22 protein-coding genes are annotated in these 23,104 nt (G+C 70.2%); 8 read left to right on the top strand and 14 right to left on the bottom strand.

Translation table 11 applies throughout. The annotated features are described in order from the left end of the window. Window positions 1-10 precede the first annotated feature (10 nt). Both FLP10_RS02200 and FLP10_RS02205 read left to right on the top strand, forming a co-directional pair. Window positions 11-1,576, top strand: coding sequence for an AlkA N-terminal domain-containing protein (locus FLP10_RS02200; RefSeq protein ID WP_149159380.1), 1,566 nt, complete (start codon window positions 11-13; stop codon window positions 1,574-1,576). Window positions 1,577-1,609: 33 nt separating this feature from the next. Then, window positions 1,610-2,281 carry a FadR/GntR family transcriptional regulator gene (locus FLP10_RS02205; RefSeq protein WP_149159381.1) on the top strand — a complete coding sequence of 224 codons (672 nt, stop codon included), beginning with the start codon at window positions 1,610-1,612 and terminating at the stop codon, window positions 2,279-2,281. A gap of 66 nt (window positions 2,282-2,347) precedes the next feature. On the opposite strand, the gene FLP10_RS02210 is transcribed toward FLP10_RS02205, so the two are convergent. The 7 genes from FLP10_RS02210 to FLP10_RS02240 all read right to left on the bottom strand — a co-directional run bounded on the left by FLP10_RS02210 (window position 2,348) and on the right by FLP10_RS02240 (window position 9,658). Next, complete coding sequence (locus tag FLP10_RS02210) at window positions 2,348-3,334, bottom strand: ABC transporter substrate-binding protein (RefSeq protein ID WP_149159382.1); 987 nt, start codon at window positions 3,332-3,334, stop codon at window positions 2,348-2,350. Between the two features lie 70 nt (window positions 3,335-3,404). After that, a complete protein-coding gene (locus FLP10_RS02215; protein ID WP_149159383.1) occupies window positions 3,405-4,439 on the bottom strand; it encodes an ABC transporter permease in 1,035 nt (344 codons plus the stop codon). After that, entirely contained in the window at window positions 4,439-5,950 is a 1,512-nt protein-coding gene (locus FLP10_RS02220) for a sugar ABC transporter ATP-binding protein (RefSeq protein ID WP_168209077.1), read from the bottom strand. The genes FLP10_RS02215 and FLP10_RS02220 overlap by 1 nt, the downstream gene beginning before the upstream one ends. Continuing rightward, window positions 5,947-6,387 carry an RbsD/FucU family protein gene (locus tag FLP10_RS02225; protein ID WP_149159384.1) on the bottom strand — a complete coding sequence of 147 codons (441 nt, stop codon included), beginning with the start codon at window positions 6,385-6,387 and terminating at the stop codon, window positions 5,947-5,949. The genes FLP10_RS02220 and FLP10_RS02225 overlap by 4 nt, the downstream gene beginning before the upstream one ends. Before the next feature lie 57 nt (window positions 6,388-6,444). Continuing rightward, window positions 6,445-7,395 carry an amidohydrolase family protein gene (locus FLP10_RS02230; protein ID WP_149159385.1) on the bottom strand — a complete coding sequence of 317 codons (951 nt, stop codon included), beginning with the start codon at window positions 7,393-7,395 and terminating at the stop codon, window positions 6,445-6,447. Next, window positions 7,392-8,360 carry an aldo/keto reductase gene (locus tag FLP10_RS02235; protein WP_149159386.1) on the bottom strand — a complete coding sequence of 323 codons (969 nt, stop codon included), beginning with the start codon at window positions 8,358-8,360 and terminating at the stop codon, window positions 7,392-7,394. The genes FLP10_RS02230 and FLP10_RS02235 overlap by 4 nt, the downstream gene beginning before the upstream one ends. Next, window positions 8,357-9,658, bottom strand: coding sequence for an enolase C-terminal domain-like protein (locus FLP10_RS02240; protein ID WP_149159387.1), 1,302 nt, complete (start codon window positions 9,656-9,658; stop codon window positions 8,357-8,359). Before FLP10_RS02240 ends, FLP10_RS02235 begins: the two co-directional genes overlap by 4 nt. A 146-nt stretch (window positions 9,659-9,804) precedes the next feature. On the opposite strand from FLP10_RS02240, the gene FLP10_RS02245 reads away from it, so the two are divergent. Genes FLP10_RS02245 through FLP10_RS02255 form a run of 3 tightly spaced genes read left to right on the top strand, consistent with a single transcriptional unit; the run spans window position 9,805 to window position 12,343 of the window. After that, window positions 9,805-10,668 (top strand): fumarylacetoacetate hydrolase family protein, encoded by an 864-nt coding sequence (locus FLP10_RS02245; protein ID WP_149159388.1) that lies wholly within the window; start codon window positions 9,805-9,807, stop codon window positions 10,666-10,668. A gap of 5 nt (window positions 10,669-10,673) precedes the next feature. Then, window positions 10,674-11,426 (top strand): SDR family NAD(P)-dependent oxidoreductase, encoded by a 753-nt coding sequence (locus tag FLP10_RS02250; RefSeq protein WP_149159389.1) that lies wholly within the window; start codon window positions 10,674-10,676, stop codon window positions 11,424-11,426. 23 nt (window positions 11,427-11,449) lie between these two features. Beyond that, window positions 11,450-12,343, top strand: a complete 894-nt coding sequence (locus FLP10_RS02255) for a fumarylacetoacetate hydrolase family protein (protein WP_210418460.1) — start codon at window positions 11,450-11,452, stop codon at window positions 12,341-12,343. Window positions 12,344-12,355: 12 nt separating this feature from the next. On the opposite strand, the gene FLP10_RS02260 is transcribed toward FLP10_RS02255, so the two are convergent. Both FLP10_RS02260 and FLP10_RS02265 read right to left on the bottom strand, forming a co-directional pair. Continuing rightward, entirely contained in the window at window positions 12,356-13,876 is a 1,521-nt protein-coding gene (locus FLP10_RS02260; protein WP_149159390.1) for an aspartate ammonia-lyase, read from the bottom strand. A 162-nt stretch (window positions 13,877-14,038) separates the two neighbouring features. Further along, entirely contained in the window at window positions 14,039-14,323 is a 285-nt protein-coding gene (locus FLP10_RS02265) for a DUF4190 domain-containing protein (protein WP_149159391.1), read from the bottom strand. A 95-nt stretch (window positions 14,324-14,418) separates the two neighbouring features. On the opposite strand from FLP10_RS02265, the gene FLP10_RS02270 reads away from it, so the two are divergent. Beyond that, the gene (locus FLP10_RS02270) at window positions 14,419-15,705 is read left to right on the top strand and encodes a uracil-xanthine permease family protein (RefSeq protein ID WP_149159392.1); all 1,287 of its coding nucleotides are present in this window, start codon (window positions 14,419-14,421) and stop codon (window positions 15,703-15,705) included. Window positions 15,706-15,807: 102 nt separating this feature from the next. Here FLP10_RS02270 and FLP10_RS02275 read toward each other — a convergent pair whose 3' ends face one another. The 5 genes from FLP10_RS02275 to FLP10_RS02295 all read right to left on the bottom strand — a co-directional run bounded on the left by FLP10_RS02275 (window position 15,808) and on the right by FLP10_RS02295 (window position 22,322). Further along, window positions 15,808-17,256 (bottom strand): NCS2 family permease, encoded by a 1,449-nt coding sequence (locus tag FLP10_RS02275; RefSeq protein WP_149159393.1) that lies wholly within the window; start codon window positions 17,254-17,256, stop codon window positions 15,808-15,810. Between the two features lie 56 nt (window positions 17,257-17,312). After that, a complete protein-coding gene (locus tag FLP10_RS02280) occupies window positions 17,313-17,663 on the bottom strand; it encodes a peptidase (protein ID WP_149159394.1) in 351 nt (116 codons plus the stop codon). A gap of 91 nt (window positions 17,664-17,754) precedes the next feature. Then, entirely contained in the window at window positions 17,755-18,936 is a 1,182-nt protein-coding gene (locus FLP10_RS02285) for an inorganic phosphate transporter (RefSeq protein WP_149159395.1), read from the bottom strand. A gap of 111 nt (window positions 18,937-19,047) precedes the next feature. After that, complete coding sequence (locus FLP10_RS02290; RefSeq protein ID WP_149159396.1) at window positions 19,048-20,079, bottom strand: 6-phosphofructokinase; 1,032 nt, start codon at window positions 20,077-20,079, stop codon at window positions 19,048-19,050. A gap of 92 nt (window positions 20,080-20,171) precedes the next feature. Beyond that, window positions 20,172-22,322 carry a DEAD/DEAH box helicase gene (locus tag FLP10_RS02295; protein ID WP_149159397.1) on the bottom strand — a complete coding sequence of 717 codons (2,151 nt, stop codon included), beginning with the start codon at window positions 22,320-22,322 and terminating at the stop codon, window positions 20,172-20,174. A 239-nt stretch (window positions 22,323-22,561) separates the two neighbouring features. On the opposite strand from FLP10_RS02295, the gene FLP10_RS02300 reads away from it, so the two are divergent. After that, window positions 22,562-22,774: a hypothetical protein gene (locus tag FLP10_RS02300; protein WP_149159398.1), complete on the top strand. Its 213-nt coding sequence runs from the start codon at window positions 22,562-22,564 to the stop codon at window positions 22,772-22,774. 45 nt (window positions 22,775-22,819) lie between these two features. Next, window positions 22,820-23,098 (top strand): metal-sensitive transcriptional regulator, encoded by a 279-nt coding sequence (locus tag FLP10_RS02305; RefSeq protein WP_149159399.1) that lies wholly within the window; start codon window positions 22,820-22,822, stop codon window positions 23,096-23,098. Window positions 23,099-23,104 lie beyond the last annotated feature (6 nt).

Here is a 23,104-nt window from a genome sequence, read left to right on the forward strand (position 1 = left end):
GGCTGATGGCATGCGAACCCCGGTCGAGCCCTCCCGCACCGCCGACGATCCCGTCTTCGACGAGCGCTACCGTGCGGTGAGCTCGCGCGACGCGCGGTTCGACGGCCAGTTCATCACCGGGGTGCACTCGACCGGCATCTACTGCCGGCCGAGCTGCCCGGCGGTCACGCCCAAGCGCGGCAACGTGAGCTTCTACCTCACCGCCGCCGCGGCGCACGAGGCCGGCCTGAGGGCGTGCAAGCGCTGCCTGCCCGACGCGGTGCCCGGCTCGCCCGAGTGGGATCTGCGCGACGACCTCGCCGCGCGCGCGATGCGGCTCATCGCCGACGGCGTGGTCGAACGCGACGGGGTGCCCGGCCTGGCCGCGCGCCTCGGCTACTCCCCCAGACACCTGACCCGGGTGCTCACCGCCGAGCTCGGCGCCGGTCCGCTCGCGCTCGCGCGGGCGCATCGCGCGCAGACCGCGCGCTCGCTGCTGGTGTCGACCGATCTGCCGGCCGCCGACGTGGCGTTCGCGTCGGGGTTCGGCAGCATCCGCCAGTTCAACGACACGATCCGCGCGGTCTACGAACGCAGCCCGCTCGAGCTGCGGCTCGCGGCCGAACTGCGCAGCCGCCGTCAGGCCCCCCGTCCCGGCCCGGCCGCCCCCGTCGACGCGAGCGACCCGACCGACGCCGTCGACCCCTCGGCCGCGGGCGTCGTGCGGCTGCGGCTGCCCGCGCGCGAGCCGTTCGAGGCATCCGGCGTCTTCGACTGGCTCGCCGCACGCGCGCTCGACGGCGTCGAAGACGCCCGGCCCGATCGCTACACCCGATCACTGCGCCTGCCGTCGGGGCCGGCGCTCGTGACCGTACGGGCGACCGAACACCCCGGCGTCCAGGTCGAGGCCCGGCTCGCCTCGCTCACCGACCTGCCGCCGCTGGCGGCCCGCGTGCGGCGGCTCTTCGACCTCGATGCCGACGCCGTCGCGATCGACGAGGTGCTCTCGCGCGATCCCGCGCTCGCGGGCGCGGTGCGCGCGAATCCCGGGGTGCGCCTGCCGGGCGCGCTCGACGCGCACGAGCTCGTGTTCCGCGCTCTCATCGGGCAGCAGGTCTCGGTCGCCGCGGCGCGCACCACGCTCGCGCGGCTCGCCGCCGAGCTCGGTGAGCCGTTCACGCTGCCCGGCGCCAACGGGCTGCAGCGGCTGTTCCCCACCGCCGAGGCGATCGCCGCCGACGGGCATCGGGTGCTGCGCGGCCCCGCCGCCCGCATCCGCACCATCCTCGACGTCGCCGCGCGCCTCGCGGGCGGCGAGCTCGTCGTGGCGCCCGAGCGCGAGCGGCACGAGCTGCACGCCGACCTCATGGAGATCCCCGGCATCGGGCCGTGGACGGCCGGGTATCTCGCGATGCGCGTGACCCGCGCACCCGACGTGTTGCTCGTCAGCGACCTCGCGTTGCGTGCCGGAGCACGCAACCTCGGGTTGCCCGACTCACCGCGCGAGCTCGCCGCACGCGGCGCCGAGTGGGCGCCGTGGCGCAGCTACGCCTCGATGCACCTCTGGCGCGCCGCCGCGCCGCCCGCAGAGATCTGATGTTTCGACCCATCGGGCGGTAGCATGCCCAGCATGGCCGTGACGGACGAGGCGATTCTGCGCATCAAAGAGATGATCATCGCGGGCGAACTCGCTCCCGGCGACCGCCTTCCACCCGAGAAGGAGCTGAGCGAACGGCTCGGGCTCAGCCGCTCCTCGCTGCGCGAGGCGGTGAAGGCGCTCGAAGTCATCCGGGTGCTCGACGTGCGGCGCGGCGACGGCACCTACGTCACCAGCCTCGAGCCGCGACTCCTGCTCGAGGCGATGTCGTTCGTCGTCGACTTGCACGACGACCAGTCGATTCTCGAGATCCTCGCGGTGCGGCGCATCCTCGAGTCGGCCGCCTCGTCGCTCGCCGCCCGGCAGGCCGATGCCGCGGTCATCGCGCAGCTGCGCGAGGTGGTCGCCGGCGTCGACCACGCCGCCGACGTCGAGAGCCTCGTCGCGCACGATCTCGAGTTCCACCGCGGCATCGCCGAGGCGACCGGCAACGCCTACCTCGCGAGCCTCATCGACTCGCTCTCCAGCCACACCGTGCGGGCACGCATCTGGCGCGGCATCACACAAGAGAACGTGGTCGACCGCACGCTCCAAGAGCACCATGCGATCCTCGACGCGATCGCCGCCGGCGACGCCGACCTGGCCCAAGCGCTCACGATCGCGCATGTCAGCGGTGTCGAGCAGTGGCTGCGGTCGGCGCTGTAGCGCAGCATCCTGGTACTGAAACAGGGGCGGCTCGCGCCGCCCCTGTCTCAACCCTGCCCTACCGGCTCACTCGTAGAGCACCGCCTGGATCTTCTCGTCGTCGATGTTCGTCGCGTCGTACCAGTAGAACCCGGTGTCGATGGTCTTCGGCAGGCTCTCACCGTTGATCGCGGCCACCGCGGCCTTCACCGTCTCGTAGCCGATGCCGACGGGGTTCTGCGTGATCGCGCCGATCATCAGGCCGTCGCGGATCGCGTCCATCTGAGCCTTGCCCGAGTCGAAGCCGACGACCGCGAGGGCCGAGGGGTCGACGCCGAGCTCCTTCACGGCCTGCACCACGCCGATCGCCGAGCCCTCGTTCGAGCCGTAGATGCCCTTCAGGTCGGGGTGCGCGGCGATGATCGCCTTGGCCAGGTCGGCCGACTTGGCCTGGTCGCCGCCGCCGTACTGGATGTCGACGATCTCGATGTTCGGCTCGTTCTCCTCCAAGTACGACACGAACCCGTCGCGGCGCTGCTGACCGGTGACCGAGGTCTGGTCGTGCACGACGAGCGCGACCTTGCCCTCGTGGCCGACGGCGTCGGCCATGTGCTTGGCGGCCTCGGCCGCAGCCGCGAGATTATCGGTCGCCGCGGTCGTCAGCGGGATGTCGCTCTCGACCCCCGAGTCGAACGCGATGACCGGGATGTTCGAATCCTGGGCCTGCTGCAGCAGCGGGCCGGCGGCCTGGCTGTCGAGCGCGGCGAAGCCGATCGCGGCCGGGCTCTTGTCGAGCGCGGTCTGCAGCATCTGGATCTGCTGGTCGACGTCGGCCTCGGTGTCGGGGCCTTCGAACGAGATCTCGACGTCGAACTCATCGGCCGCCTGCTCGGCGCCCGCCTTGACCGCCTGCCAGAACTGGTGCTGGAAGCCCTTCGAGATGAGAGCGATGTAGGGCGTGTCGCCGCCCGAGGCGGTGCCGCCGCCGTCGCCCCCGTCGCTCGCGCAGCCGGCGAGTACGAGTGCGGTGATGGCGGCGCCGACGACGACGCCGGTCAAGCGCTTGCTGAACATGTGGTCACTCCTTCGTGTGTGGTGCTGTGGTGTGGTGCGGTGTGGTGTGCGTTCCGGTGAATCGGTTCGGTCAGGCACGTCGGCGACGCAGCATGTCGAGGTACACCGCGACGAGGATCACGATGCCCACGGCGACTGACTGCCATTCCTGAGGGACGGAGATGATGCGCAGGCCGTTCGTCAGGACGGCCATGATGAGCGCGCCGATGACGGTGCCGACGATCGAGCCCTTGCCGCCCTGCAGCGAGGTGCCGCCGATCACGACGGCGGCGATCGCCTCGAGCTCGAGGCCCATGCCGCCGGTCGGCTGGGCCGACGAGAGCCGCGACGCGCTGAGCACGCCGGCCAGGCCCACGAACAGCCCCGACATCGTGTAGATGACGATCTTCCAGCGGCGCACGTTCACGCCCGACAGTGCGGTGGCCTGCTCGTTCGACCCGATCGAGAAGGCGTAACGGCCGATGAGCGTCTTGGAGAGCACGACGGCGGCGATCACGATCATCACGATGAAGATCACGACGCCGAGCGGGAACCGGACGCCGGGGATGATCGACAGGTTCATGATCTGCTGGAACTCGGGGGTGTCATTGAAGTAGATCGGCTTGGTGCCCGAGATCACGAGCGACAGCCCGGCGGCGATGAGCATCATGCCGAGCGTGGCGATGAACGGCGGGATGCCGAGGATCGAGACGTTCACGCCGTTGATGAGCCCGAGCAGTCCGCCGAACACGATCGTCGCCGCCACGCCGGCCCAGAGCGGCCACCCCCAGTAGGTGAGGAAGACGCCCGCCATCACGCCGCACAGCACCATGCCGGTGCCGATCGACAAGTCGATGCCGCCCGTGATGATCACGAACGTCGTGCCGAGCGCGAGGATTCCGGTCACGGTCGCCGCAGTGAGGATCGAGATCAGGTTGTTCGCGGTGAAGAAGTGCGGGCTCGCGATCGAGAAGAACACCACGATCACGATGAGGCTCGCGGCGGCGAGCAGCTGCTGCAGCGAGCCGCGCAGCCAGGCGAGGCGGGGCTTGCCCGCCTCGATCGCCGCGAACGCCTCGGTCGAGGGGGTGGCGGTGGACGTGGGGCCTGCGGGAGTGGGAGTCATCAGGCGATCGTTCCTTCGGAGCTGAAGCGGGTGGCGTAGTCCATGAGGTTCTCCTGGGTGGCCTCGGCGTTGTCGAGCACCGCGGTGAGCCGGCCCTCGGCCATGACGGCGATGCGATCGGACAGGCGCAGCACCTCGGGCAGCTCGGATGAGATCACGATGATGGCCTTGCCCTGCGCGGCGAGTTCGCGCAGCAGCCCGTGGATCTCCTCCTTCGCGCCGACGTCGATGCCGCGGGTCGGCTCGTCGAAGATCAGCACGTCGCAGTCCTTCGCGAGCCACTTGGCGATGACGACCTTCTGCTGGTTGCCGCCCGAGAGGTTCTTCACGAGCTGCGCGGTCGACGGGGTCTTGATACGCAGCTTCTGCACGTAGTCGCGACCGGTGCGTTCGATGCGACGATCGCTGACGAACACGCCCGAGAGGTAGTCGCGCAGCGAGGCGAGCACGATGTTCTCGCGCACACTGCGCTCGAGCAGCACGCCGAGCTGCTTGCGATCCTCGGAGAGGTAGCCGATGCCGAGTCGTGCAGCGTCGGCCGGGTTCTGGATCTGCACCTCGCGCCCGTGCAGGGTCACGGTGCCGGCGGTGCGCCGGTCGGCACCGACGATGGCGCGGGCGACCTCGGTGCGCCCGGCGCCCATGAGCCCCGCGAACCCGAGGATCTCGCCGGCCCGCGCCTCGAAACTCACGTTCTTCAGCAGGTGCTTGGTCGACAGCCCCGTCACGGTGAGCACGGGCTCGCCGGCCGCCTCGAGCGGTGCGGGCCGAGCCTCGCCCTGGATGCGACGACCCACCATGAGCGAGATGACCTCGCGCTGGTCGGTGTCGGCCGTGACGAGCGTGTCGATGTACCGGCCGTCGCGCAGCACGGTGATGCGATCGGAGATGCGCGAGAGCTCTTCCATGCGGTGCGAGATGTAGATGACGCCGGTCTCGGGGGTGCGGAATCGTTCGATGAGCCCGAACAGCACGTCGACCTCGGCGTCGTTGAGCGCCGCGGTCGGTTCGTCCATGATGAGCACGCGCGCGTCGAACGAGAGCGCCTTGGCGATCTCGACCATCTGCTGGCGCGCCACGGTCAGGTGCTCGACGCGCTCGGTCGGATCGAGTGCGAGGCCGAGCCGGTCGAACAGTTCGCGGGCCCGACGGTTGAGCCCGCGCTCGTCGAGGAACGTGCCGGCGACGCGCTGTTCGCGACCGATGAAGATGTTCTGCGCGATGGTGAGGTCGGGCATCAGGTTGAACTCCTGATGGATGATGCTGATGCCGAGTTCCTGCGCGTGGCGGGGGCCGTCGATCTGCAGCTCGCGGCCGTTCAGACGGATGGTGCCGGCGTCGGGCTCGTAGATGCCGGCGAGCAGCTTCATCAGCGTCGACTTGCCGGCGCCGTTCTCGCCGACGAGCGCGAGCACCTCGCCGTGCCGCAACTCGAGGCGGACGTCGTCGAGGGCCTGCACGCCCGGGAACCCCTTGCTCATGCCCTCGAGCTCGAGCAGCGGTGCGGTCACGATGCCACCCCCTGGGATCGGTACTCGCCCACGACGCCCTTCCTCATGATGAGGTTGCCGTACGGTCGCAGCTCACCGGTGCGCACCACGATCCGTGCCGAGGCAGCGCGCTCGTAGAACGCGAACCGTTCGAGTTCGCCGACCCGGTGGTCTGCCACCACCGCAGCATCGACGAGCTCGACCTGCACGGGTTCGCCGCCCGACCGCTCGCCCGACATCAGCACCACCGACTCCGCCTCGTAGCGATCGAGCGGCACCACCGTGCGGATCGCCGCGACGACGGCCGGCGCCGTGAGGCCGGGTGCCTCGAGCACGAGGGTGCCGAGCCGGTGCGCCGGGAAGTTCGCGTCGGCGACGACGAGTTCGTCGCCGTGGCCGAGCCGGTCGAGCGCGGCGAGCAGGTCGCCGGTCAGGATCGGGTGGATGCCGCTCAGCACGTTCGCCTCTCTTCGTCGAGTGGGGTGGCCCGGGTCGAGGCCGCGGGTGGGGAGATTCTAGCGAGATCCATCGGATGTCTCAGCCGCTCTTTGCCGAAATTGGGGAGATTTCTGCGGAGTTTCCGACTCATCGGTCTGATCTCTGAGTAGCCGATAGACCCGTTCGGCGTTGCCGCCGACGATCGCCTCGCGCTCCTGGGGGGCGAGACGGTCGAGCGCGTCGCGCATGAGGCGCCATGTCGGGGCGTAGCCGCCGTGCGGCACCGACATCGGCCAGTCGCCGCCGTAGAGCAGCCGATCGGCGCCGAACGCGTCCAGCGCGGTGTCGAGCAGGCGGCCGACGGTGTCGGCGTCGAACGGCGCGCCCGGCAGGTGCAGCCCCGAGAACTTCGCGACCGTGTTGGGCAGCGCGGCGACCGCACGGAACTCCCGCTCCCAGGCCGCGAACGCGTCGGACTCGAACCCGTCGCCCGCGGGCGGCTTGCCGAGGTGGTCGACCACGACGGTGAGTTCGGGCACGTCGGCCGCGAGCCGCCGGGTCGCGCCGAGGTGACGCGGCCATGCGTCGGGCACATCGAAGGCGAGGTCGTGCGCGGCGATGCGGCGAAGCGATGCCCGCACCGCGGGCAGGTCGAGGAATTCGTCGCGCGGGTCGTCGTGCACGAGGTGGCGGATGCCTCGCAGCAGCGATTCCCCGCCGAGTTCGTCGAGCTGCACCGCCGCGGCCTGCTCGTCGTCGAGGCGCACCCAACCGACCACGCCCACGATCCAGTCGTTCGCGCTCGCCTCGGCGAGCATGAACCGGGTGTCGGCGAGCGAGTCGTCGGCCTGCACGAGGATCGCTGCGTCGATGCCCGCCGTCCTGAGCTCGGCCTCGGCCTCATCCGCGGCGAAATCGCGATACAGGCTGCCGAGCTCGGGCGCCACCCACCCGTACCCGCCGCCCGACCGGTTCCACAGGTGCAGGTGCGCGTCGATCGTGCGGCCGGTGTTCACGGAATCACTCATGGGATCAGCCCCGCCTCGCGCAGATCGCTCCAGAAGGCGTCGGGAACGGGCCGGGCCATGCGCGCGAGATTCTCGCGCACCGCGTCGGCGCGCGCGGTACCCGCCACGACGGCGCGCACCGCCGGGTGCTGCAGCGGGAAGTGGATCGCCGCGACCGGCAGCGGCACGCCGAGCTCGCGGCACGCCGAGGCGAGGGCGCGCGCCCGCTCGAGCACCTCGGCGGGCGCCTCGCCGTAGTTGTAGTGGGCGCCGGCGCCCGGATCATCGGTCGCGAGCAGACCCGAGTTGTACGGAGCGGCCGACACCACGCCGACGCCGCGCTCGAGGCAGAGCGGCAGCAGGTCGGCGGCGGCGGGCTGCTCGAGCAGCGTGTACCGGCCCGCGATCATGACGAGGTCGAGGTCGGCCGCACGCACGGCGCGGGCCGCGACATCCGCATCGTTCACGCCGATGCCGATCGCACCCACCAGCCCCTCGTCGCGGAGGCGCACCAGTGCGGGCAGCCCCTCGTCGATGCCGCGGTCGGTGTCGTACGCGTCGGGGTCGTGCAGGTAGGCGATGTCGATGCGATCGAGTCCGAGCCGCGTGAGCGAGTCCTCGATGCTGCGTCGGATGCCCGACTCGGTCGGGTCGAACCGCCGCACGAGCGTGTTCGGCACCGCATAGCCGTCGGCGAGGTCGGAACCGCCGTCGAACCCGGGGTTGGGCTCGAGCACCCGCCCGACCTTCGTCGAGACGACGACCTCGTCACGCGGCATATCGCGCAGGAACTCGCCGAGCCGGCGCTCGCTCAGGCCCAGCCCGTAGTGGGGCGCGGTGTCGTAGTAGCGGATGCCGCCCGCCCAGGCCGCCTCGAGCGCGTCGCGCGCGGCGTCGTCGGAGACCTCGCGGTAGAGGTTGCCGATCGGCGCGGCGCCGAAGCCGAGCGGTCCGAGCCGCGACGAACTCGTCACGTCGGTGCTCATGCGCCCGCCCCCGCGTGCACGCCGCGCCAGGCGAACTCCTCGATCGATGAGGCGTGCATCTCGGTTCCGGCGCCGGGCGCGGTGGGCGCGAGATAGCGCCCGCGCGCGACCAGGGTGGGCGAGACGAAGTGCTCGTGCAGGTGGTCGACGTACTCGATCATGCGTCCGTCCATGCTGCCCGACACCGCGACGAAGTCGAACATCGAGAGGTGCTGCACCGCCTCGCAGAGGCCGACGCCGCCGGCATGCGGGCACACCGGCACGCCGAACTTGGCGGCCAGCAGCAGGTTCGCGATGTTCTCGTTGACGCCGCCGACCCGGGTCGCGTCGATCTGCATGACCTGCATGCCGCCGGCCTGGAGAAGCTGCTTGAACACGATGCGGTTCTGCACGTGCTCGCCCGTCGCGACCCGCACCGGCGCGACGCCGCGGGCGATCGCGGCATGACCGAGGATATCGTCGGGACTCGTCGGCTCCTCGATCCAGGCGGGGCGGAACTCGGAGAGCGCGTTCACCCACGCGATCGCGTCGGCGACGTCCCATCGCTGGTTCGCGTCGATCGCGATCGGGAAGTCGTCGCCGACGGCGCGTCGCGCGATCGCGAGCCGACGCCGGTCGGCCTCGAGGTCGGCGCCGACCTTGAGCTTGATCTGCGGGAACCCGTCGGCGACCGCCTCGCGGCAGAGCCGATCGAGCTTCTCGTCGGAGTAGCCGAGCCAGCCGGGCGTCGTCGTGTACGCGGGGAAGCCGAGTTCGAGCAGTTCGGCGTGCCGGGCGGCGCGGCCCGGTTCGGCGGCGCGCAGGATCGCGAGCGCCTCGGCGGGGGTGAGCGCGTCGCTGAGGTACCGGAAGTCGACGAGCGACACGAGCTCCTCGGGCGCGAGCTGCGACAGGTGCGCCCACAGCGGTTGGCCGGCGCGCTTGGCGCGCAGGTCCCATAGTGCGTTCACGGCCGCACCGATCGCCATGTGCATGACGCCCTTCTCAGGGCCGAGCCAGCGCAGCTGCGAGTCGTGGGTGAGCAGGCGCGACGCGGCGCCCATGTCGGCGAGCAGCTCCTCGACGTCACGGCCGACGAGGTGCCCGCGCAGGGTCTCGAGCGCGGCGACCTGCACGTCGTTGCCACGCCCGATGGTGAAGACGAACGCGTGGCCGGCGAGCCCGTCGGCCGCGTCGGTGCGGATGACGAGGTAGGCGGCCGAGTAGTCGGGGTCGGGATTCATCGCATCCGACCCGTCGAGTGAGAGCGAGGTCGGAAACCGGATATCCCGGGTGTCGACGCTGACGATCGTGCTCATGACGTCCTTTCGTGGCGACCCCGAGCATAAACATCGGATGTCTCGGCTGTCAACGGTCGATCGATGTGCAAGAATCGCGGATGTCGCGGCGCTCGCCGCACACAGACTTCAGACCTTCGACGCTGCATCCCACTGGAGGGCCCCTCATGCGATTCGCTCGACTCGGACCGGTCGGTGCAGAGATCCCCGTGCTGCTCGACGGCGACCGCGCACTCGACCTGCGCGCGGTGACCACCGACATCGACGGCGCGTTCCTCCGCGACGGCGTCGCCCGCGCCGCCGCGGCGTTCGCCGCCGGCGACCTGCCCGAGCTCGACGAGGCCAGCACGCTGCGCGTCGGCGCACCCATCGCCCGCCCGAGCGCGGTGTACTGCATCGGGATGAACTACGCGGCCCACGCCGCCGAGTCGGGCTCCGAGCCGCCGAGCACCCTGGTGATGTTCATGAAGTCGCCGAATACCGTCGTCGGCCCGAACGACGACGTCGAGATTCCCCCGGGCAGCGTGAAGACCGATTGGGAGGTCGAGCTGGGCATCGTCATCGGCCGTCGCGCTTCGTACCTGGCCTCCCCCGCCGACGCGCGGGCGCACATCGCCGGGTTCGTGCTGGCAAACGACCTCTCCGAGCGCACCTGGCAGCTCGAGGCATCCGGAGGCCAGTGGTCGAAGGGCAAGAGCGCTCCCGGGTTCTGCCCGACCGGCCCCTGGCTGGCGACGCCCGACGAGCTCGACGCCGACGACACCGGCCTGCGCAGCTTCGTGAACGGCGAACCGCGGCAGGACTCGCGCACCGCCGACCTGATCTTCGCGATCGACGTGATCGTGCACGAGCTCAGCCAGGTGCTCGCACTGGAGCCCGGCGACCTCGTGCTGACCGGCACCCCGCAGGGCGTCGCGCTGTCGGGCCGGTACCCCTACCTGCGCCCTGGCGACGTCGTCGAACTCGAGATCGACGGGCTCGGCCGCCAGCGGCAGACGTACGTGGCGACGAGCGCCGCCGGAAGGGAGTGAGACCGGTGAGCAGCGAGTTCAGCGGCCTGGTGGCGATCGTGACGGGCGGAGCGTCGGGCATCGGCGCGGCCATCGCCCGGCGGCTGCGGGCCGACGGCGCAACCGTCGCGGTGTTCGACGTGCGGCCCGAGGGTGCGATCGCCGACCTCGCAGTCGAGGTCGACGTCACCGACGACGCGAGCGTGCGCGACGGCGTCGAGCAGGTCGTCAACTCGTTCGGCAGGCTCGACATCGTCGTGAACAACGCCGGCATCGGCGCGCAGGGCGACATCGCCGCGAACGGCGACGACGAGTGGCACCGGGTGTGGGACGTGAACGTGGTCGGCCTCGCCCGGGTGAGCCGCGCCGCGCTGCCCCACCTGCGCGTCTCGCCGGCTGCGGCGATCGTGAACACCTCCTCGATCGCCGCCACCGCCGGGCTGCCGCAGCGAGCGCTCTACAGCGCGACGAAGGGCGCGGTGCTCTCGCTCACGCGCGCGATGGCCGCCGATCACCTGCGCGAGCGCATCCGCGTGAACGCCGTCAACCCCGGCACCGCCGACACCCCGTGGGTCGGCCGGCTGCTCGATGCGGCCGCCGACCCCACCGCCGAACGTGCCGCCTTGGAGGCCCGGCAGCCGCACGGCCGACTCGTCTCACCCGACGAGGTCGCCGCCGCCGTCGCCTACCTCGCGTCCCCTGCGGCAGGCTCCACGACCGGGGCGTCGATCGCGGTCGACGGGGGCATGCAGGAACTCCGGCTGCGGCCGGAGCACTGAGTGGCGATGACTACGCTGGAACGGTGAGATTCGCGCACCTCAGAGTCGAAGGCCGATCCATCCCCCGCCTCGCCGTCGTCTCAGGCGACGGTGCGCTGTTCCTCGACGAGGTGATGGGCGACGAGGCGCCCCGCGACCTGCAGGAGCTCATCGAGCGCGGTGACACGGGTCTCGAGCACGTGCGCGCCATCGCCGACGCCGCGATCGAGGAGGGTCCCGCCGCCGAGGGCGGCCGCCTCGTCCCGCTCACCGAGCTGCGCCACTCGTCGGCCGTGCTGCGGCCGCCGCAGGTGCTCGCGATCGGCGCGAACTACGCCGCGCACGCGAGCGAGCTCAAGCTGCGCAGCGAGTCGGCCATGACGATCTTCTCGCTCTGGCCGAACTCGCTCGCCGGGCACGGGCAGACGACCACGTGGCCCGAAGACCTTTCGAGCCAGGTCGACTACGAGGCCGAGCTCGGCGTCATCATCGGCAGGCCCGCGCGCGGAGTGCACGTCCGCGACGCCCTCGACTACGTCTGGGGGTACACGGTCGTCAACGACATCACGGCCCGGGACATCCAGTTCTCGGAGGCGCAGTGGTCGCGCTGCAAGTCGTTCGACGGGTTCACTCCGTCGGGCCCCGTCGTCGTCACCGCCGACGAGATCGCCGACCCGCAAGACCTCTGGCTCACGACCAACCTCGACGGGCACATCCTGCAGGACGCCTCGACGAACGAGATGGTGCGCGGCGTCGCCGAGATCATCTCGTACCTCTCGCGCTCGGCGACGATCCCGCCGGGCACGCTGATCTCCACGGGCAGCCCCGGCGGCGCCGGCTACTCGCGCAGCCCGCAGGTGTTCCTGCGCGACGGGTCGACCGTGACCGTGACGATCGAAGGCATCGGCTCGCTCACCACGCACTGCCGGGTGATCTGAGCGCACGCACCGCTACTCGTGCGGTTCGCCGCGCAGGTTCACGATCGGGATCGCCTGCGTCGTCAGCCGAAGGCCCGACAGCTTCGACGGCGACAGCTCGGCTTCGACCGCCGCGCGTGTCATGAGTCCGGCCTCGACGACCAGGTCGGCGACCGGCCGCCCGGTCTTCAGCGCGACCTTGGCGAGCGTCGCCGCATCCTGGTACCCGATGAAGGGGATGAGCGCGGTGATCACCCCGACGCTCGAGGCCACCTGCGCCTCGAGCCGGTCGATGTTCGCCGTGATGCCGTCGACGCAGTTCACGCGAAGTGTCCAGCACGCCTGGCGCATCCAGGTGATCGACTGCAGCAGCGAGTGCGCGATCACCGGCTCGAACGCGTTGAGCTGCAACTGGCCGTTCTCGGCCGCCATCATGACCGTGACATCCGTGCCCGCGACCGCGTAGGCGACCTGGTTGACCGCCTCGGGGATGACCGGGTTCACCTTGCCGGGCATGATGCTCGACCCCGCCTGCCGCGGCGGCAGGTTGATCTCGCCCAGGCCCGCCTGCGGGCCGCTCGAGAGCAGCCGAAGGTCGTTGCAGATCTTCGAGAGCTTGATCGCGCTGCGCTTCAGCACGCTCGAGAAGGTCATGAACACGCCCGTGTCGCTGGTCGCCTCGATCAGGTCGGGCGCGGTCTCGAGCGCGAGTCCGGTGATCTCACTCAGGTGGCGCACGACGGATGCCGCGTAGCCGGGCTCGGCCGTGATACCGGTGCCGATCGCCGTCGCGCCGAGGTTCACCTCGCCGAGCAGCTTGATCGTCTCGCGCAGCCGCGAGATGTCCTCGCCGAGGGTCGTCGCGTAGCCGTGGAACTCCTGGCCGAGGGTCATCGGCACGGCGTCCTGCAACTGGGTGCGCCCCACCTTCAGCACGCTGTGGAACTCGGTGCCCTTGCGGTCGAACGAGCGGCGCAGCGCATCGAGTTCGTCGATCATCGTCGTGATCGAGAACGTCATCGCGAGCTTGACCGCCGTCGGGTAGGTGTCGTTCGTCGACTGGCTACGGTTCACATGGTCGATGGGGTGCACGATGTCGTAGCGACCCTTGGGGTACCCGCCGATCTCGAGCGCGAGGTTGGCGATGACCTCGTTCGCGTTCATGTTGGTCGATGTGCCCGCACCGCCCTGGATCACCCCGACCACGAACTCGTCGTGGTGCTCGCCGGCAATGATGCGCGCGCAGGCCTCCTCGATCCATGCCGCCTGCTCGTCGGGCAGCACGCCGAGGTCGTGGTTGGCGCGCGCCGCGGCCTGCTTCACGCTCGCGAGCGCGCGCACCAGGTCGGGATAGACCGAGATCGGGCGCTTGGAGATCGGGAAGTTCTCGAGGGCGCGCATGGTGTGCACGCCCCAGTACGCGTCGGCCGGAACCTCGACACTGCCGAGCGAATCGGTCTCGGTGCGGGTCGGGCCCGCGGGGAAGGGCGGGTACACGGCGTCCTCCTCGGGCGTCGGTGCGAGCGGGACGGGACGGGTGTCGATCGACGACATGAGCGGCTCCATTGCCTCGTGCCCCGCACGGATCGTGCGGGACGTTCCTGGGCGCCGGGGTTCGCCCGGCATCCGTTCCGAGCCTACCCGCGCACCCGCCGCACGAGCTGGACGCGGTGTCGAATCACGAGGAGCGCACCCGCCCGAGTGTCCAGCCCCGGATCAGAACACGAAGGCGAACGGCAGCATCGCGAGGCCGACCGCGAGCGCGCCGACCGCGACGAGCAGTGAACCGGCGAGCATGACGCCGTTGAGCACGATGCCCCAGATCGCCATCGTGCGAGACTGCGGCTCTCGCCGCAGCCCCAGGATGCCCAGCACGAGGCCGACGATCGGCACGACGAACGTGAAGCCCGCGAAGATCGATACCAGGCCGAGCACGAGCGCGGCGATGCTGAAGCCGGTCGTGGTGTCGGGGGTGACATTGGTGGTCGTGGTGGTGGTCATGCCTCCACGCTAGGGACGGCCAGTCCGCCGGGACATCCGGTCAACCCCCCGATACGATCTGAGGCGGCCCACCCCCGGAACGGATCGGAGAATCGATGCCCCTGCCCTGGACCCTGCACGGCGACGGCAAGACCGTCGCGCCCGGCGAGGTCGTCGCGCCCGGCGAACGCCTCACGTGGCCGCGCACGATCGGCCTCGGCGCCCAGCACGTCGTCGCTATGTTCGGCGCGACCTTCCTCGTGCCGCTGCTCACCGGGTTCCCGCCGGCGACCACCGTGCTTTTCTCGGGCATCGGCACGATCCTGTTCCTGCTCATCACGAAGAACCGCCTGCCCAGCTACCTCGGCTCGTCGTTCGCGTTCATCGCGCCGGTGCTCGGCGCCCTCGGCGCATCGACGGTCGACGACCCCATGGGCGCGGCCCTGTTCGGCATCGTCGCGGTCGGCCTGCTGCTCGCACTCGTGGGTGCGATCGTGGTCTGGACGGGCACCGGCTGGATCGACGCCCTCATGCCGCCGGTGGTCGCCGGCGCGATCGTCGCGCTCATCGGTCTGAACCTGGCCCCGGTCGCGAGGAGCAACTTCGAGCTCGCGCCGCTCACCGCCCTCGTCACGCTCGCCGCGATCCTGCTCGTCACCGTGGTCTTCCGCGGCATCCTCGGCCGCATCTCCATCCTCGTCGGCGTGGTCGTCGGCTACATCGCGGCGATCCTGCAGGGCGAGGTCGACTTCACCGCCGTCGAGCGGGCCGCGTGGGTCGGCCTGCCCCAGTTCCATCTGCCGGCGAACCCGTTCGCCGATGCCGCGGTGTGGGGGCTGCTGCCCGCATTCCTGCCGATCGTGCTCGTGCTCATCGCCGAGAACGTCGGCCACGTGCGCGGCGTCGCGCAGATGACGGACGCCTCGGTGAACGCGCAGACCGGCCGGGCGCTGCTGGCCGACGGCGTCGCCACCACCGTCGCCGGCTTCTTCGGCGGCTCGGGCACGACCACGTACGGCGAGAACATCGGCGTGATGGCCGCGACCCGCGTGTACTCGACCGCCGCGTACTGGGTGGCGGGCTTCGTGGCGATCGTACTGGGGCTCTCGCCGAAGTTCGGCGCGCTCATCAACACCATCCCGGCCGGCGTGCTGGGCGGCGCGACCGTCGCACTGTACGGCCTCATCGCGATCATCGGTGTGAAGATCTGGGTCGACAACAAGGTCGACTTCACCCGTCCGGTGAACCAGTTCACGGCCGCGACCGCGCTCATCATCGGCGTCGCCGACTTCACGATGACGTTCGGCACCGTGGTCTTCAACGGCATCGCGCTCGGCACCATCGCCGCGATCGTGATCTACCACGTCATGAACTGGATCGGCAGGGCCCGCGGCACGGCGTGAGCGGGCTGAGGCGGCGACGGCTTCGCCGTCTCAGCCGCAAACGACGGATGCCTCGGACTGACGCAGTCCGAGGCATCCGTCGTTTCGCGATCGATCGACCTGCTAGCCGAACAGCTGCTCGATCGGCCCGCGGGCGAAGTAAAGCAGGAACCCGGCCGCGACCACCCACAGCAGCGGGCTGATCGTCTTGGCCTTGCCGGCCAGCGAGCGGATGACCACCCAGGCGATGAAGCCCGCGCCGATGCCGTTCGCGATCGAGTACGTGAGCGGCATGATCACGATCGTCAGGAACACCGGCAGCAGCACCGAGAAGTCCTTCAGGTCGAGGTCGCGCACCTGGGCCATCATCATCGCACCGACGATGACCAGCGCCGCGGCGGCGACCTCGCTCGGCACGATCTGCGTCACCGGTGTGAGGAACATCGCCAGCAGGAACAGTGCACCCGTGACGAGGTTCGCGAAGCCCGTCCGCGCGCCCTCGCCGATGCCCGAGCCCGACTCGATGAACACAGTGTTCGACGAGCTCGACGTGAGGCCGCCCGCGACCGCGCCGACGCCCTCGACGATGAGCGCCGACTTCAGGCGCGGGAAGTTGCCCTTGGCGTCGGCCAGCCCCGCCTCCTTCGAGAGCCCCGTCATCGTGCCCATCGCGTCGAAGAAGTTCGTGAACACGAGCGTGAACACCAGCATGATCGCCGCCAGCGCACCGACCTTGCCGAAGTCGAAGCTCACCTGGCCGATGAGGCCGAGGTCGGGCACCGCGAAGGGGTTGCCGCTGAACGCGGGAACCGACAGGCCCCAGCCACCCGGGTTGTCTTGGCCCGAGCCGAGGTGCCAGATCGCCTCGATGATCACCGCGACGACCGTGCCGCTCGCGAGGCCGATGAGCAGCGCCCCCTTGATCTTGCGGGCGACGAGCACGCCCGTCAACAGCAGGGTGAACACGAACACCAGCGTCGGCACCGTCGCGACCGAACCGCCCACGCCGAGCCCGACCGGCGGCGAGTTCTGGCCGGTGGCCGTGACGAACCCGGCGTCGACGAAGCCGATGAACGCGATGAAGAGGCCGATACCGACCGTGATCGCGATCTTCAGCTCGTACGGCACCGCGTCGAAGATGAGCCGGCGCAACCCGGTCGCGGCCAGCAGCACGATGATGAGGCCGTTGATGACGACGAGGCCCATCGCCTCGGGCCAGGTGACCTGGCCGACGACGCTGAACGCGAGGAACGAGTTGATGCCGAGGCCCGCGGCGAACGCGAACGGCAGCCGCGCGACGACGCCGAACAGGATCGTCATGACGCCGGCGGTGAGCGCGGTGACGGCGGCGAGCTGCGGGAAGGCCAGCTGGTTGCCATCGACGTCGACGCCGGACGACAGGATGATCGGGTTGAGGATCACGATGTAGGCCATCGTGATGAACGTCACGATGCCGCCGCGGATCTCGGTGCCGAAGGTGGACCCGCGCGCGCTGATCTCGAAATAGCGGTCGAACGCGGAGCGCGACTTGGGCGGCTCCGCCGTGGTTTCGGTGGGGGTGGGTGAGGTCATGCGAGAAACTGTAGCGGTGCGGACGCGCCGGGCGCGCGTCTGCGCCCGCGACACGATCAGGCGCCGCCGAACAGCTCGATGAGGTGGTCGCCGACGATCAGGTAGATGCCCACGAGCACGGCGATGCCGCTGACCGCGAAGCACCCCCACGCCCCGACGAGCGAGAGTCGCTTCTGCCCCTCGGTGAGCGGGCTCTTGCGGGCTGCCTTGGCGGCGCGCTTCTCGGCCGCCTTGATCTCGGCGGGTGTCACGATCGTGATCGCGTCGGTGAACTCGGCCGGAGTCACGATGGGCGTGCGGCCCGACATCGTGAGCAGGCGGATGCCGAGGGCGTAGGCGCTCACCACGATCGCGGCGCCGATCAGCGCCGAGACGAGCACCAGGAGGAAGGCGTTCCAGTCGATCATGCCTGCCGCGCCTTCCGGGTCTGGTCTGCTGCGCCCATCGTGCCTGCTGCGCTCATCATGCGTGCTGCGCTCATCATGCGTGCTGCGCTCATCATGCCTTCTGGGCCTTCTTCTTCGGCTTCGGGTTGCGCTTGATCTTCACGGCGCGACCCGAGTCGGCGACCTCGCTGATGACGTTGTGGTGCGATACCTCGCTGCGACGCGACCACACGAAGATGCCGGCGATCACGATCGTGCCGACCACCGCATCGATGATGATGCCGATGACGCCGAGGTGGGCGACCAGCGCCGCGAGCGCGCCGACGGCGCCCGCCGCAGGCAGCGTCATGAGCCATCCGATGCCGATGCGACCCGCGGTCCTCCAGCGCACCTTCGACCCGCGCCGCCCGAGTCCCGAGCCGATGACCGAACCCGACGCGACCTGCGTGGTCGACAGCGCGAAGCCCACGTGGCTGGACGCGAGGATCGTGGCCGCCGTCGCGGTCTCGGCGGCGAACCCCTGGGCCGGTTTGACATCGGTGAGTCCTGTACCGAGCGTCTTGATGATGCGCCAGCCGCCCATGTAGGTGCCGAGGGCGATCGCGATCGCACAGGTGACGATGACCCACCACTGCACGTCGGAGCCCGCCGACTGCAACCCGGCGGCGACGAGGGTGAGCGTGATGACGCCCATCGTCTTCTGCGCGTCATTGGTGCCGTGCGCGAGCGCCACGAGCGACGAGGAGAAGACCTGCGCGTAACGGAACCCGTCGCGGCCGTCGGGCTTGCCGTCGTAGCGGCGCGTGATCGCGTAGGCGAGCTTCGTCGCGACATAGGCGATGAGCCCGGCCGTGATCGGCGCCAGCAGGGCCGGAAGGATCACCTTGGATACGACGACGCCGAAGTCGATGGCGCCGAGACCCGCACCGACGATCGCCGCACCGATCAGGCCGCCGAACAACGCGTGGCTCGACGACGACGGCAGCCCGAGCAGCCACGTGATCATGTTCCAGACGATCGCGCCGATCAGGCCGGCGAAGATGAGCTCGGGCGTGATGAGCACGCCGCCGTCGCCCTCTCTGATGATGCCGCCCGAAATGGTCTTGGCGACCTCGGTCGACAGGAACGCGCCGACCAGATTGAGCACCGCGGCGAGCGCGACGGCGACCTTCGGACGCAGTGCACCGGTGGCGATCGGCGTCGCCATCGCGTTGGCGGTGTCGTGGAATCCGTTGGTGAAGTCGAAGAAGAGCGCCAGTGCGATGACCAGCACGACGATGAGGGTGAGATCCACCGGCGTCTTTCTCTGGTTCGGTGAACGGAATTCACCGGAGGTTCAGTCGAGGGGACTTGCGAAGACGGCGAACGCCGCGCACCCCGATCCTACCCGGAGCACGTCTGAGAGTCAGCCGAAGAGGATGCGCGCCTCGTCGTACCGCGACTGCGGCACGGTGTTCAGCGACCCGGTGGCCTCGGCGATCGAGACCGTCTTGATCTCGGTGCCGCGAAGCGTGACCATGTTGCCCCACGATTCGTCGTACACCGCTTCGACGGCGGCCATGCCCAGCCGGGTGGCGAGCACGCGGTCGTACGCCGTCGGCTCGCCGCCGCGCTGGATGTGACCGAGCACCGTGGCGCGCGACTCGATGCCGGTGCGCTCCTCGATCATCGGGGCGAGCATCTCGGCGATGCCGCCGAGCCGCGGTCGGTTGAACGCGTCGAGACCCTTGTGCGAGTGCGCCTCGGTCATGTCGGGCAGCGTGAAGCCCTCGGCGACGACCACGAGGGGCGCGCGGCCGCGCTCGCGCACCGATTCGACCCACTCGCAGATCTGCTCGATCGACTGCGGCTGCTCGGGAATGAGGATCGCGTGCGCACCGCCGGCCATGCCCGAGTGCAGCGCGATCCAGCCGACGTGCCGGCCCATCACCTCGAGCACCATGCACCGCCCGTGCGAGTCGGCGGTCGTGCGCAGGCGGTCGATCGCCTCGGTGGCGATCTCGACGGCGGTGTCGAAGCCGAACGAGTAGTCGGTGGCCAACAGGTCGTTGTCGATGGTCTTCGGCACGCCGATGACCTTGATGCCGCCCTCATCGTAGAGCCGGCGCGCGGCCGTCAGGGTGCCCTCGCCGCCGATCGCGATGATCGCGTCGATGCCCTCTTCGTCGAGCATGCGCTGGATGTTCTCGGGACCGCCGCCCTCGCCCTCGAACGGGTTGGTACGGGATGAGCCGAGGATCGTGCCGCCCTGGCGCGCGAGCCCTCGCACGTCATGACGCGTGATCGGCATGAGGTCGCGCTCGACGACGCCGCGCCACCCCCACCGGAACCCGACGAACTCGGTGGTATGCGAGATGACGCCCTTGAGCACCGCGCCGCGGATGACCGCGTTCAGACCCGGACAGTCGCCACCGCTGGTGAGCAAGCCGATTTTCATGCCGCGTGGACTCCTCGTCGTGAGTGGAAGGGGTTCGCCTGAGCCGCTTCCTCGGGGCACGGACGACCGAGAGTCTAGCGCGATCGGGTCGTTCAGAGCGCGCCGTCGAGTGCCTGCCGGAGCAGGTGCTGCAGCGCGTCGAGCTGCACCGAATCGGCCGAACCCGGCTCGATGTCGCTGCCGTCGAGGGCGCGCGCGGCCAACCCCTGCTTCGCGTCGATGAGTTCGGCGATGCGGGCGTCGACGGTGTGCGCGGCGATGATGCGCCAGGCGGTGACCGGTTCGTCCTGGCCGATGCGGTGCACGCGGTCGATCGCCTGGGTCTGCTCCGCGCTCGTCCAGCTGAGCTCGGCGAGGACGACGTTCGACGCCGCCTGCAGGTTGACGCCCACACCCGCGGCGGTGAGCGAACACACCGCGACCTGCACGTCGGGGTCGGTGTTGAACGCGTCGATCGCCGCCTGCCGGGCGAGCGCGGTCTGATCGCCGCGCAGCGACACGGTGCGGATCTCGCGGGCCGCGAACGCCGCCTCGGCCTGGTCCATGACGTCGATGTGCTTGGCGAAGAACACCACCTTTCCGACCGACCGCGCGAGCTGCGCGGCGTAGTCGGCCGCGAGCCCGGCCTTCGCCTGGCCGATGCGGCGCACCATGGTGAACACGTTCTCGCCCGTCTTGGCCTGCTTCGACTCCTCGAGCTCGGCGAGCGCGACGGCGCGGACGAACTGGTCGCGCTCGTCGGCGTCGAGCGAGCCGACCCGGAGGCCGCGCGCCTCGACGAGCGCACGGAAGCGGGCGGCGAGGCGGTGGCCGAGTTCGCGCTCGGCGCTGCGGATCGACCGCCCGAGCTCGTCGTCGAGTTCGACGGGCAGGTCGGCGATGCGCTTGGACGGCAGATCGGCGGCCACGTCGACCTTGCGCCGCCGCACGATGCCGAGGTCGATGACGGTCTGGCGCGCCGCGGAGTAGAACCCGTGGTCGGCGGGCGTGAGCCCGGTCTCCTCCAGCTTGCCGAGCAGTTCCGGCGCCGGCTTGTCGGCGTCGATCCAGCCGAGGAACCGCCAGATCGCGCGGAAGTCGTCGACGTCGTTGATGAGCGGCGTGCCGGTGAGGGCGAGCAGCAGCGGGTCGCCGCCGGGTGCATTGTGCCGGATGCGGTCGGCGAGCGCGAGCACGTTGCGCGAGCGCTGGGACTGCAGGTTCTTGATGAAATGCGCCTCGTCGACGACCATGCCCCGGAAGCCCAGGGTGCTCAGCCAAGACATGTGCCGGTCGAGCACGTCGTAGTTGACGACGACCACGTCGGCGAACGCGTCGAGGGTGTCGCCGTCGCCGTGGATGACGGTCGCGCGGCGGTGCGGAGTCCACCGCTCGACCTCGCGGGCCCAGTTCATCTTCACCACATTGGGCACGACGGCGAGCAGCGGGTAGGCGTTCGCCACGGATGCCGCGAGCACCGACTGCGCGGTCTTGCCGAGGCCCGGCTCGTCGGCGAGCAGGAACGTGCGGTGCCCGAGGCGTGCTGACTCGATGAAGCGGGCCTGGTGGTGCATCAGCTCGAGGCCGCGCGGCGCCAGCCGGTCGACCTTCGGCGCCTCGGGAAGCGGCATGGTGGCGGCCTGGCCGCCCGAGCCGAGTTCGAACGACTTGAACAGCGGGCCGAGCAGCTCCCAGTTCGCGAGGCGACGTACCGGCACCGCGGGTGCGGCGGGCCGGGCGAGATCGGGCGCGAGGAACGGATTCGCGAGCTGCCTGGCCTTGACCGAGCGCGGCACGACCTGGTTGACGCTCGGCCCGGGGTCGGGCTCGGGCTCGCGCGTGATGATGAGCTCGTCGGGGCTGAGCTCGGCACCTGACTCGAGCAGCCAGTCGCGACGGAACCGCTGCGCGACCGTCGACACCGAGGCATCCGGTTCGAGCAATGAGATGAGGCTGGTATCGCGCGCGGCCGTCTTGGCCAGGATCTGCGCGATGCCGTCGAGGCGCTTCAGCAGTTCGACGCGGGCGGCGTCGGGGGTCTCGTGGTCGGCCTTGACCCTGGCGCGCTCCTCGCGCATCAACAGGGCGATGACCTGGAATTTCTGCCGGTTGGTGGGGCCGAGTTTGTTCTTCTGCGCCTTCTGCTCGACCTCGCGCACCTTGCGCGCGAGGATCGGAATGATGGGCGCGTCATCGTCGCGCGAGCGCGTACGTGTGCGCTGCCTCGTCTGGGCCAAGGGTCCTCCCGTGTTCTCGGGCCGCATCGGTCGCGCCGGCGATCCGAGGGGTGGATCGCGGTGCCGCGGCTCGCCTCGCAGAATCAGGGGCGGACCGCGGGCCGGTGAACCCACAGGGCCGAGCAGTGCGCGAGCGAAGCCCGTGCCGTCGGCCTGAGGAAGGGATCCATCGGGCGCGACCGTCATTCTATCGGGTTTCGGGCCGGAATGCCCGATCACGACGCGAGAGGGGTGCGTCGGCGGGGGCGGCGGCCTAGTCTGGGAAGATGGACGATCGCGCGGGGGCGGGCGGTGGCGTCGCGCCGGATGACGACTTCACGGTGGCCCAGGACACCGAGTTCGACGAGGCCGATGCGGCCGAAAACGACGACGAGCGGCCGCTCGACGACGCGCTGGTCGACGACGTGCCCGGCATCGACGCCGAGCGTCGTGTCGACCTGCGAGACGACCAGCAGATCGCGGCCGACGCCGAGGAGTGAGCGATACCCCGGCTGGGTATCGGCCGCCGGGAGTATCCTGACGGGGTGATCGAGGACATCAAGCGGCGAGCCCTGCACCGCACGAAGATCATCGAGGGCCAGCTTCGCGGCATCGAGAAGATGATCGAGAACGAGGACTACTGCGTCGACATCATCACGCTCTCGCTCGCGGTGCAGAAGTCGCTCGCGTCCCTGAACAAGCTGCTCGTCGAGAACCACCTGCGCACGCACGTCAGCCACCAGTACGAGGCGGGCGGCGACGAACGCGAGGCGGCGGTGGCCGAACTGCTGCGCATCTTCGAGCTGTCGAACAACCGGGGGTGAGCGAGG

Origin of the sequence: Agromyces intestinalis, assembly GCF_008365295.1 — a bacterium.
GTDB classification, from domain to species: Bacteria; Actinomycetota; Actinomycetes; order Actinomycetales; family Microbacteriaceae; genus Agromyces; species Agromyces intestinalis.